Consider the following 11,409-nt stretch of genomic DNA (forward strand, 5'->3'; position numbering starts at 1 on the left):
GTTTTTGCTGATACTGCAAATAATTCTACATTAATATCAATCGATAGTTTGACAGTTTTACAAAAATCAAAAGAAGGAAAAGTTTTAGCAGAAAAGTTACAAAAGGATATTGAAGTTTTCCAAAAAGAAGTTCAATCGGCTCAAAAAAAAGTAGCAGAGTTGCAAGAAAATATTCAAAAACAGGCTAAAGTTTTAAGCAAAGAAGCATTGATGGAAAAGGGTGAAGAACTTGCAAATGCGAAAAAAAGAGCAGAAAGAGAATTGGGCGATAAAGATGAAACTTTAAAAATAAAAGTACAAAGAGAACAAACAGCTTTGCGTGACAAACAATTAAAAGTTGCAAAAGGTTGTTTTGATAAAAATGGTTGGGGAATGGCTATAGATGTTAATACTCCCGGGGTTCTTTTTGTTAATAAAGCAATAGATAAAACAGAAGAAGTTTTAAAAGAAGTAGATTGCGCATACGAAAAAGAATTGGCAAATAAAACGAAAACAATTAAGGCTGCTTAATGCAAATTAATTTAAGTTTAGAACAAGTAAGAAATATCATCGGAGCTGAATCAGGCTCCGATGATTCTTTTTTAGTCGAAAATATTACATCTTTGGAAAATGCTACAGAAAAAGATATTGCAGTAATTTTAGATCTTGGATCAGAGTCTGTATTTTCAGGTGTTGACGTTGATAAAATAAAAAACAGTAAAGCCGGGATTATATTGGCATCTAAAGAAATTGTTCCTGGAAAAAAATATTTATTAACTAAAGATAGTTTGGATTCTTTTACTAAAATAATAAATTTTTCAAACAAAAATATAAAATCTGAAAATCCTGAAATATCTGAAAATGTAATAATTGGCCAACATAGTACTGTTGGTGATAATTCAAAAATTGCACAAGACTCAATAATTGATTCAAATGTTTTTATTGGCAAAAATGTTTTTATTGGTAAAAATGTAAAAATATATTCCGGCGCAAAAATTTTGGATAATTGTATTATTGGTGATAATTGTATTATTCATGCCAATGCTGTTATAGGATCCGATGGATTTGGTTACAGTATTACAAAAACCGGTCTTTCAAAAATACCGCAAATAGGAATAGTTAAAATTGGAAATAACGTAGAGATTGGTGCGTGTACCACAGTAGATAGAGCGTCTTTCGAGGCTACAATTATTTCAGATGGTTGTAAAATTGATAATTTGGTACACATTGCTCACAATGTAATTGTGGGACCACACACTGTAATTTTGGCTCAGACCGGAATAGCTGGAAGTGTAAAAATTGGAGCCGGGTGTCAAATTGGTGGCCAAGTTGCAATTCGAGATCATATAAAAATTGGTAATAATGTAAAAATAGTTTCCAAATCAGGTGTAATGAATGATCTTTTGGATGGACAAACTGTTGCGGGAATTCCTGCTATAAAATTTTCTGAATGGAAACGTTTGATTGTGATTTCTTCAAAATTACCGGAATATTTAAAATTATTTAAAGAAAGAGAGAAAAAAAATAGTTTTTGGTCAAAAATTTTTAAATAATATTAATTGATAAAAATGGGAGTTGTTATTTTGAATTTTGAAATTATAACGTTAAATAATTCTAATTTTGTAATAAATTTAGAAAAGATTATAAATAAAAAAGTTATAAAATTTGATTCAGATATTTTTGCAGATTCTGAAATTTGCATAAAATGGCAAAATTTATCATTTATTAAAAAGCAAATTTTTATTGTTCATCAATTTTCTTTTGAAACAAAATCCATAAACGATCAGATTATAGAACTTTTATTATTGTCTGATTTGGCAAAAAAAATGGGCGCAGAGAAAATTTTTGTCATATTGCCATACTATCCATATTCTAGGCACGATAAATCATTTGATAAAAAATTAAATGGACCGGTGTTTTTATTTGATAAATTATTTAAAGCTTGCGGGATAGATGAAATAATAACTTTTGAATTGCATAATTCTTTGGTAAAAAATAATTTTTTAGTAAAAACACAAGAAGTAAATCTAATTAATTTTGGCGTTGATTTTTTTAATAAAAATAAAAATATAGTATTCGATGATATTAACGTTTGTTTTTTATCTCCTGATCAAGGTCGAGCTGAATCAATAAAGCAAATTGCTCAATTTGCCGGTGTTGATTTTGCATATGTAAAAAAAGAGAGAATAAAAAAAGATTTTGCCGTATCGCGTGAGTTAATTGGAGATGTTAAAAATAAAAATGTGATAATTATTGATGATATTATTGATACCGGAAATACGGCGATTGGTGCTTGTGAAATTGCTATGAATAATGGAGCAAAACAAGTTTTAGGTTTTTTTGCACATGCAGTACTTTCAAAAGATTGTATTAAAAAATTGAATGATTCAAAATTTAAACATATTTTTATAACAGATACGGTTTTGACTGAAGGCAAACTTAGTTTGACTGATAAAATAACACAAACAACTTTAGCTTATGAGCTTGGTGATTTTTTGAAAAAAAATTATTTTAATTATTAGGTTTTTCATGGATTTTAATATTAAAAATATAAAAGTAATTATAGGTCTTGGTAATCCGGGCATAAAATATTACAGGAATAGACATAGCATAGGATTTCGGATACTTGATAAAATTGCTCAAAATTATTCTGTAAATTGGCATATTTTAGATATTGCAGAAGAAACAAAAATTTCAATTACGGTTGATGAAAATATTTATTCTATAATTTTAATCAAACCTCAAACTTTTATGAATGCTTCCGGTAATGTTATTCCAAATTTACAAAAAAAAGGTATTAAGCCTGAAAATATTTTAGTGGTTCATGATGAACTAGAAAAAAGCTTTGGTAATATCAGTTTAAAATTTGATGGAAGTGCTCGTGGCCACAACGGTCTTAAATCTATAATAAATGGTGTAGGATCGGCATTTTGGCGTTTGCGCTTTGGGGTCGGTAGGCCGGAAAATGACGATGTATCGACTTATGTACTTTCTAACTTTTCTAATGATGAAGAAATTAAAATTCAGACTTTAATTGATGAAGCTATAACTAAAATTTTTGGGGTTTAAGATAATCTGATTTTTATTTCTGGAAGAATATTTTTTTTTTAGTTTTCTTATTTTATTTTTTTTATTTAAAATAACACTCCATAAGTTGTGAATTTGAATTTCTTTCAAATTTTTTGCTTTTAATTTTTTTTATTAAGGGGGAAATATGTATGGGTATGTCGTATCTACAGTCACATCTTTTATAGATGTACCCGGAAAAATATCTTTATCGATATTTTTTTCCGGATGCAGTATCAGATGCCATGATTGCCATAATAAAAAATTATGGAATTTAGATAGTGGAAAACTTACGGGTGCTGACAGTTTAATTGAAAAAATTAAACTAAATACGTTAATTGATTATGTAGCTTTTATGGGTGGTGAACCAACAGATCAAATGGAATTTTTAATACATATATGTAAACGAATTAAAGATGAAATAAAATTACCAATAGCTCTTTATACAGGTAGAGAATTTGAAGTTTTACCTAAACAATTAACGGATTTAATTGATTTAATAATTTGTGGGCCATATAAAAAAGAAATGCATGTTGGTGGTTGGCCGGCATCATCTAATCAACGAATATTTACAAAAAGGGGTGAACAATGGAATTGTTAAATAATTTTTCTAAGTTTTGTTCTGAATTTAAAGAACTTTATTCAAAAATAGATCCAAATATTTTGGATTTTGAGGGAATATCTCAGGAAAAATTGGATGTTTCCGTAATGGCAGATAAATATTTTAAAGAAAGAGTTTCAGATTTTTCTGTTGATGATAATGCAAATCATTTGCAAGATGGTAGATCTCGGGGTAATTATATTTCAGAGGTTGCAAAAAGTAGTCTTAAAATCATAGGATATCATGATCTTTATGTATTGCTTTTAGATGAATATGGAAAAGATAGGGCTGATAAAATAATGAAAGCTGTATGGGATGGTGATCTGTATTTTCATGACAGTACGGCAATTCAAGTTCCATACTGTTGGGCATATTCAACAGAATTTTTATTACACAAAGGTAATTTTTGGGGACAACTAAAATCTTTTATTCCAAAAAGAGCTCGTTCTTTTATTGATCAAGTTAAAGAGGTAACAATTGAGCTTGCACAAGAGGTAGCCGGAGCTGTGGCTATAGGTGATCTGTTTATTAATTATTCTTATTTTATTAAAAAAGAGAATTTGGATATAAGTAATATCGATGTTAGAAAAGAGATAGAAAACGATTTTCAATCGCTTGTTCATACATTAAATAAAAAATTAAGGCCATCACATCAATCTCCATTTTCTAATATTTCCATATTTGATAAACCAAATTTAAAAATATTATTTGGACAAATAATATTTCCGGATGGAAGTAAACCTGATTTTGATTTGATTTGGGAAATACAAAAAATATTTGTTGATTGGTTTTATAAGGGTGATCCTTTTACCGGGTTGCCTTATAGATTTCCTGTAGTTACGCTAAATTTACGCACAGATGATAATGGTGAAGTTTTAGACAAAGTAGCTCTTGAATATTTTTCAAAAGTAAATTTGGAAAAAGCAGCTTTTAATATTTATATTTCCTCCGGAAATAAAATAGCAAGTTGCTGTAGACTAACAAATGATCTTGATCTTGCAGGAATTGATAGTTTTGGAAACGGTGGAATATCTCTGGGTTCTCATAGAGTTGTTACAATTAATTTAGCCCGTTTAGGATTTAGGGCAAATTCTTATGAAGAATTAATTGAACTTCTAAAAGAGCAATTGGATATGGCAAAAGATTCATTAAATGTTCATAGAGAGTTACTCAAAAAACGCTATGAACAAGGATTTTTGCCATTTGTTAAATTTGGAATTATACATCTTGAAAGATTATTTAGTACTTTTGGAATAAGTGGTGTTTATGAATGTGTTGAACAACTTGGTTATTCAATCTCTACTCAAGATGGTAAAAATATAGCATTTGATTTACTTTCTTACATTAAAAATTATGCAACTGAATGTGCTAAATCTACAGGTAATTCTTTTAATATAGAACAAGTTCCTGCTGAAAGTTTGGCTGTAAAATTTGCACAAAAAGATCAATATCTTTACGGTATGGATTATGAAATTTACTCAAATCAATTTATACCGTTGTGGGTTGATTATGATATTGTAGATAGAATTAAGCTTGACGGTGCTTTTTCCAAAGTTCTTACAGGTGGAGGAATTTCGCATCTTAATGTTGGCGAAAAATTAACTTCTCCTGAACAAATGACCAGATTAATAACTTATGCAATTAAATCCGGATGTGAACATTTTGCAGTAAATTATAACTATTGTCAGTGTACAAATGATCATATTACAATTTCAGGCCCGGTACAAAAATGTCCTATTTGTTCTGCTGATATTAAGGAACAGTATACAAGAATTATTGGTTATTTTACGCCTGTTTCTGCATGGAATAAGGGGCGTAGAAATGAGCATGGTAAACGTGTGTTTAAGAGTAATCATGTAAAAGTTGAAGCTGAAATGTTAAATAAATCGATTACGGATTCTGATTCCATTCAAGTTTAGTTTTATAAAAATATTAACTTAATAATTAAAAGAGGCTCCAATAAAACGGAGCCTATCTTTAATTATTTTAATTTTCTAATTCTTTAAAAACGTTATCCAAATAATCGCAAACCCATTCAATATCAGGTCTATCTTCAGGTTCTTGTGCCCAGCATTTTTCTATTAGATTATTTAAAATTGAATTTTCATCTTCATATAGAATTGGTCGCCATTCATAATTTATTAAATACGAAACAAATTGGTTTAGCTGCATTGTTGTATTTAAATTTTTACCATTTTTTTCTAGGTAATCACTAAATTCATCATCTAAGATATTCCTTTTATACATTACTAGATACATTAAGTATGCGAATGCATAAATATCATCTTTTAAAGTTGTTATAGGTTCTTGAATTTTTTTTATTATTTGTGTATAGATATTTGGAGAGATATATAAAAAAGTACCAGGTATTTTATTCAAATTTAAAGTACAAGATTTTGTCTCCGGATCAACATATTTTGAAAGTGAAAAATCACACAATTTTGCAGTAATATTTTTATTTTCATCTTCAAATATTAAAATATTTTCAATTTTTAAATCTCTGTGCAAAATATTATTTTCATGTAAATCTTTTATTCCATAGGCAATATCTTTAATAATTTTTATTTTATTTATTAGATTTATTTCATTTGATCCTAAATATGCAAATAAATCTTCTTTTGCTTTTTCTAAAACCAAAATATGCGATTTCTTTTTATGTCTTAATAATTGAACTATATTTTTCTTGCCTTTTAAGCGCTCTAGAACACTTAATTCTTGACTATGTTTTTTTTCGATATTTTCATTATCATATTTATTATTTTTAAAATTTAAAAGTACTTTTTGTGGATCTATCACAATATCAATTTTTGTTCTATAACCGGATTCTTCATTGTCATCCGGAATTAATTTAATTTTAAGTTTTGGAGTAGGCTCATAATTACTTTGTAAATATATATTCTTTTCAGAACCTTCTACAATTAGTTCATAAGGTTCATTTTTGTAAGATATTTTCTTAGGCGTAATATTTAGTGGATATAGATAATTTTGTGATGTATTTATTAAAAAAAATAGAGTCAAAAGCAGTCTTAGAAGAAGTTTATTCATATTTCCCCCTTATTTTTAGCCTCAAGAACCATGGTATTTTATAAAATTGCGATTTCATAAGTAAAGATTTTTAAATATCTTTTAATTATATGGCTTTTTTCAAACCATTTTTTTTGGGTTAATATAAAGCCATGAAGAATTTAAAAAATATTGTTTTTAAGCTTAAATCTCCGTTTTTGCCAACCGGCTCTCAGCCTGAAGCAATAGAAAAATTAAAAACCCATAGACCTGGGAAATCTACTCTTTTGGGTGTAACGGGATCAGGTAAAACTTTTACTTTGGCCAACGTTATAGCCAATCAAAGTAAACAAGTTATAATTTTATCGCCAAATAAAACTTTAGCAGCGCAATTATACGAAGAATTTTCTCTATTTTTTCCTGAAAATAAAGTCTGTTACTTTGTAAGTTATTATGATTATTACCAGCCGGAATCTTATTTACCCGCACAGGATATTTATATTCCCAAAGAGACCAAAATTAATGACGAAATAGAAAGATTAAGAGTTGAAGCTACTGCTTCTATAATTAATAGGCAAGATACCATTATTATTGCGTCTGTTTCGGCCATTTATTCTTTAGGTAATCCAATAGACTACAGAGAGCTTACTTTTAAAATAAATATAAATGATAAAATTACGCGTAAAAATTTAATAGATAAACTTATTTTTATTCAATATAAACGTAATGATTATGATAAAAAATCGGGTACTTTTTCAGTTTCCGGCAACACTATTTTAGTTGATATACCTTATGATAGACACAATCTACGAATAGAACTTTTTGGTGATAAAATAGATGTTTTGGAACTTATAGATAAAAAAAATAATACAGTTGTAAAATCTCTTGATAATTTTTTAATTTTTCCGGCAAAACATTTTGTAACAACCAAAGAAAAATTAGATAATGCAATATCACGAATAAAAATAGATTTAGATATCGAAAGTTCCAAAATTGAAAATCCTGTTTATCGTGAGCGCTTAATAACAAGAGTTAATCATGATATTGAAATGCTACAAGAAACCGGTTTTTGTTCCGGAATAGAAAACTATTCACGATATTTTGATGGCAGATTGCCGGGTGAAAGACCTAGTTGTTTATTTGATTTCTTTGATAAAGATTTCTTATTGATTATAGATGAATCTCATATAGCAATTCCACAGCTTACAGGTATGTATAAAGGTGACAAGGCTAGAAAAAAAGCTTTAGTGGATTTTGGATTTAGATTGCAATCAAGCTATGACAATAGACCGTTAAAATTTGAAGAAATAGAAAGTTATTTTAAAGATGTGATCTATGTTTCTGCAACTCCATCAAATTATGAACTTAAAAATTCAGATATTATTGCAGAGCAAATAGTTCGCCCAACAGGCATTTTAGATCCAAAGATTGAGGTAATAAGTCGTGTAGGACAATTGGATAATCTTGTTGAACAAATTCGTAATACTACAAAAAATGGATTTAGAACTTTGGTTACGGTATTAACAAAAAAAATGGCCGAAGAACTGGCAAAATATTTAGAAAAAGAAAAAATTAAAGTTTGTTATATGCATGCCGATATCAAAACGCCACAAAGAACTGAGCTTTTACATAAATTAAGATCAGGCGTTTTTGATTGTCTTGTTGGCATAAATTTATTGAGAGAGGGTTTAGATTTACCTGAAGTTGCACTTGTTGCTATTATGGATGCCGATATGCAGGGATTTTTAAGAAATACCAGATCTCTAATTCAGACGATAGGTCGCGCTGCCAGAAATATTGAAAGTAAGGTAATTTTTTATGCAGATAAAATTACCGATTCTATGCGTGAGGCTATTATGGAAACTGAACGACGTAGAATTTTGCAGGATAAATATAATAAAGAGCATGGAATAATTCCTGAAACTGTAGAACGCGAAGTTACAAAATCTATTTCTAATTTACAGCAAAGAATTTCCGATGCTTCAAAATTAAACAAATCTAAAAAAGATAAAATTTCTAAAGATGAAAAAGCTATTATTGTTTTGATAAAACAGCTTGAAAAAGATATGCAGCTTGCCGCAGAAAATCTTGATTTTGAGAAAGCAATTGAGCTTAGGGATAAGATTTTGAAGTTGAGAGAAGCTAAATAATTGTTATAAATAAAAAAAACCCAGCATATATTTTACATATGCTGGGCTAATTTTTACTATTATGTATTTATAAATCTATTGTTAGTCTCTTATAATAACATTGTATTCGCGTGCTGCTCTACAAGTGTCCATTAAAGTACCAGATAAATTTGAAATGGCATGGCTAAATTTATAATAATTTTTTGCTGTTAAATTTTTGTTCTTAGCAAAACTAGTTAACCATTTTTGCATTTCTTTCCAAGTATTATTTTGCTCACCATCATCACAATATAAATTATATTCATCAGGAGTTATTTTATAGCTATCTTCTGTTCCGTCAAAATTAAAATAATGTTTAAGATAATTCTTCATTTTATCAATAATTGGCATAAATGGACCAAATTTTGCGTTTAATTCAGTATTAAATTCAGTATTAAATTCTTTTTCAATAAGATAATTATTATATCCTTTATATAGATAATAAGAAGCTACAGCAAGAGCTAAAGCTGTTGCTGTAAAAGCAATTGTTTTTTTATGATCTTTAACCCAAGAATAAGCATTATTTGCTTTATTTTTTATTAAAATTGTTTTTGGATGATTTTGGACCCAAGAATAAGCTTTGCTTGTTTTATCTTTTGACCAATCTATTAAACCTGCATTACTTACACTATTGGCTGACATTGCTAGCAATAACAAGAATGTCATTTTCATATACTTATTCATAAAAACCCCCATTTATTATGCATATATAAAATTTTAAAAATTTCATTTAACTGTTATAAGTTTAATTCATATATAAATGTCGCACAAACGGGCTAAATTCAATAAAATTTGGGATTTGATAAGAACTTTTTATAAAAAAGAGTAGATTTATTATGTAAAAGCGATTGTTTTACACAAATTTGCAATGTTTTACTTAGCTTTATTGCATAAAATCTTGATTTTTGAGCTTATAATAGAGCTTTGTGATAAGATTTCAAAATAAATCTGAATGAGAACCTGACCTGACCAATATTATTTCTGTTTTTGTTTTCTTATAGATTAATAACCAATCAGGCTCTATATGACATTCCCAATAGTCATTAAATTCACCCTTGAGTTTGTGATTGTGATTTTTTGAAGGTAATGGCTTTTCTTCTAGCAATAAAGCAATTATTGTTTTGAGTTTATTTATATTCTCATTACGTTTTTGTGCTAAAGTAACATCTTTTTTAAACTGTTTTAAATAGATGGGCGTTAGCATTTAAATACCTAATTTTTTAAACAAATCTTTAGCATTTTTTGCTTTTACAAGCCCTTTTTTTTCTTCAACATGTTTAATTGCTTGAAGAGTTTTTTTGTTTGGTATTTTTGGATTTAATAAATTTTTTTCTATAGATTCTAAAACGATTTCTCGCATGCTTTTTCCTTGAATAGCAGCTAAAGTTTTGAGCTTTTTATGGCTTTCTCTTGGAATATCTATTGTTATGCGTGATAATTCTCTCTTTATAATCATTGAATGCTCCAGTATAAATCTTATATTTTTTTATTTAGTTATCTTATATTAGCAGGAAATACAGAAATACATAAATATTGTTTTGATTTTGATTTTGAGCTTGTAATAGACCTTTGGGATAAGATTTTGAAGTTAAGAGAATCTAAATAATCGTTATTAAAATTAAAAAACCAACACATTATTGCTGTTTTTTTAAAAATTTAACGCGAACTCGATCATTAATTTTTAGCAAAAAGTAGCTGAAATGCTCAAAAAATATCAAAAACGCGCCGCAGTCTTCTGTCATCCTGAACTTGATTCAGGATCTAGTCTTTATATCTGGATGCTGAAACTAGTTCAGCATGACAAACGCAGGAAGTGTATAGAAAATTAAGTATTTAATTTTGCAAAAAACTTTAATAATAACGAAAAATAAACATAAATTTTAGACTTATTATTTAACAATTTTAAAAAATCTATTAAATCTAATTTTACTCCAAAATTTAATTGGATGTTTTATAATATCAAAAAGCAAAAATGGTTCTTGGCTATCAATTGAATAAATTATAAAATTTACTTTCCCCTGAATTTCGCTTTTGTCGCAAAATCCCCAAAATCTGCTATCCCAACTTCCTTTTCTATTATCGCCCATTAGCCAATATTTATTTTCCGGAATTTTAAATGGTCCAAATTGATCTATACAAATATCTTGATCATAAGTTGGCGTATATGGATAATCTAATATTGGGTTGCCATTTTCATTTCTTACAACTTCTTTAAATTCTAATTTGTAGTAAGGTTGCATATCAAAACTTTTATTTGGGACATATGTGTATTTGTAATAACTTGTTTTATGTTTTATAAAATCTGGAATATTTATTGGTCCTAGATTATCAAAATTTATAAAACCAGTGGTTCTTCTGACAAGTATTAATGGATTTGGATTTATGTAAGCATGTTCTTGAAGTTTTACGCCATTGCGATAAATTTCCGGTACACCATTTTCAATTCTACCTTCTATGATGTCTCCAGGAACCCCAATAACTCGTTTAGTCCAATTACTTGGTCCATCCGGTAATAAAAATGGAATACCAATACTTACATATTTTTGATAAGCATGAATTATAGGGTTTTTATCATAAACAAGTTATTACAAA

12 protein-coding genes are annotated in these 11,409 nt (G+C 28.1%); 7 read left to right on the plus strand and 5 right to left on the minus strand.

Annotated elements, in window-relative coordinates; all coding sequences use genetic code 11:
* From KKE07_03890 to KKE07_03915, 6 genes are all read left to right on the plus strand, one after another.
* Positions 1-510 (plus strand): OmpH family outer membrane protein (locus KKE07_03890; protein ID MBU4269982.1); only part of this gene is annotated, 510 nt, incomplete at its 5' end.
* Positions 510-1,532 (plus strand): UDP-3-O-(3-hydroxymyristoyl)glucosamine N-acyltransferase, encoded by a 1,023-nt coding sequence (lpxD, locus tag KKE07_03895; protein MBU4269983.1) that lies wholly within the window; start codon positions 510-512, stop codon positions 1,530-1,532. The genes KKE07_03890 and lpxD, both read left to right, overlap by 1 nt.
* A 30-nt stretch (positions 1,533-1,562) precedes the next feature.
* A complete protein-coding gene (gene prs / locus KKE07_03900; protein ID MBU4269984.1) occupies positions 1,563-2,501 on the plus strand; it encodes a ribose-phosphate diphosphokinase in 939 nt (312 codons plus the stop codon).
* Positions 2,502-2,508: 7 nt separating this feature from the next.
* Positions 2,509-3,048 (plus strand): aminoacyl-tRNA hydrolase, encoded by a 540-nt coding sequence (pth, locus tag KKE07_03905; GenBank protein ID MBU4269985.1) that lies wholly within the window; start codon positions 2,509-2,511, stop codon positions 3,046-3,048.
* 145 nt (positions 3,049-3,193) lie between these two features.
* Positions 3,194-3,646 carry a 4Fe-4S cluster-binding domain-containing protein gene (locus tag KKE07_03910; GenBank protein MBU4269986.1) on the plus strand — a complete coding sequence of 151 codons (453 nt, stop codon included), beginning with the start codon at positions 3,194-3,196 and terminating at the stop codon, positions 3,644-3,646.
* Positions 3,634-5,565 (plus strand): anaerobic ribonucleoside-triphosphate reductase, encoded by a 1,932-nt coding sequence (locus tag KKE07_03915; GenBank protein MBU4269987.1) that lies wholly within the window; start codon positions 3,634-3,636, stop codon positions 5,563-5,565. The genes KKE07_03910 and KKE07_03915 overlap by 13 nt, the downstream gene beginning before the upstream one ends.
* 67 nt (positions 5,566-5,632) lie before the next feature.
* Here the strand turns inward: KKE07_03915 and KKE07_03920 are convergent, their stop codons facing one another.
* Positions 5,633-6,691 (minus strand): protein kinase, encoded by a 1,059-nt coding sequence (locus KKE07_03920; protein ID MBU4269988.1) that lies wholly within the window; start codon positions 6,689-6,691, stop codon positions 5,633-5,635.
* A gap of 131 nt (positions 6,692-6,822) precedes the next feature.
* On the opposite strand from KKE07_03920, the gene uvrB reads away from it, so the two are divergent.
* The gene (uvrB, locus tag KKE07_03925) at positions 6,823-8,799 is read left to right on the plus strand and encodes an excinuclease ABC subunit UvrB (protein ID MBU4269989.1); all 1,977 of its coding nucleotides are present in this window, start codon (positions 6,823-6,825) and stop codon (positions 8,797-8,799) included.
* Positions 8,800-8,880: 81 nt separating this feature from the next.
* On the opposite strand, the gene KKE07_03930 is transcribed toward uvrB, so the two are convergent.
* The 4 genes from KKE07_03930 to lepB form a co-directional block, all read right to left on the minus strand.
* Complete coding sequence (locus tag KKE07_03930; GenBank protein ID MBU4269990.1) at positions 8,881-9,501, minus strand: hypothetical protein; 621 nt, start codon at positions 9,499-9,501, stop codon at positions 8,881-8,883.
* Between the two features lie 253 nt (positions 9,502-9,754).
* Positions 9,755-10,021 (minus strand): type II toxin-antitoxin system YafQ family toxin, encoded by a 267-nt coding sequence (locus tag KKE07_03935; protein MBU4269991.1) that lies wholly within the window; start codon positions 10,019-10,021, stop codon positions 9,755-9,757.
* A complete protein-coding gene (locus tag KKE07_03940; GenBank protein ID MBU4269992.1) occupies positions 10,022-10,273 on the minus strand; it encodes a hypothetical protein in 252 nt (83 codons plus the stop codon).
* Positions 10,274-10,706: 433 nt separating this feature from the next.
* Complete coding sequence (lepB, locus tag KKE07_03945) at positions 10,707-11,378, minus strand: signal peptidase I (protein MBU4269993.1); 672 nt, start codon at positions 11,376-11,378, stop codon at positions 10,707-10,709.
* Between the last annotated feature and the right edge of the window lie 31 nt (positions 11,379-11,409).

The sequence above is a fragment of the Candidatus Dependentiae bacterium genome, from assembly GCA_018897535.1.
GTDB lineage: Bacteria > Babelota > Babeliae > Babelales > UASB340 > UASB340.

Coding starts and splice junctions, on each gene's coding strand:
- lpxD (MBU4269983.1), top strand. CDS start 510: ATGCAAATTAATTTAAGTTTAGAACAAGTAAGAAATATCATCGGAGCT.
- pth (MBU4269985.1), top strand. CDS start 2,509: ATGGATTTTAATATTAAAAATATAAAAGTAATTATAGGTCTTGGTAAT.
- KKE07_03910 (MBU4269986.1), top strand. CDS start 3,194: ATGTATGGGTATGTCGTATCTACAGTCACATCTTTTATAGATGTACCC.
- KKE07_03915 (MBU4269987.1), top strand. CDS start 3,634: ATGGAATTGTTAAATAATTTTTCTAAGTTTTGTTCTGAATTTAAAGAA.
- KKE07_03920 (MBU4269988.1), bottom strand. CDS start 6,691: ATGAATAAACTTCTTCTAAGACTGCTTTTGACTCTATTTTTTTTAATA.
- uvrB (MBU4269989.1), top strand. CDS start 6,823: ATGAAGAATTTAAAAAATATTGTTTTTAAGCTTAAATCTCCGTTTTTG.
- KKE07_03930 (MBU4269990.1), bottom strand. CDS start 9,501: ATGAATAAGTATATGAAAATGACATTCTTGTTATTGCTAGCAATGTCA.
- KKE07_03935 (MBU4269991.1), bottom strand. CDS start 10,021: ATGCTAACGCCCATCTATTTAAAACAGTTTAAAAAAGATGTTACTTTA.
- KKE07_03940 (MBU4269992.1), bottom strand. CDS start 10,273: ATGATTATAAAGAGAGAATTATCACGCATAACAATAGATATTCCAAGA.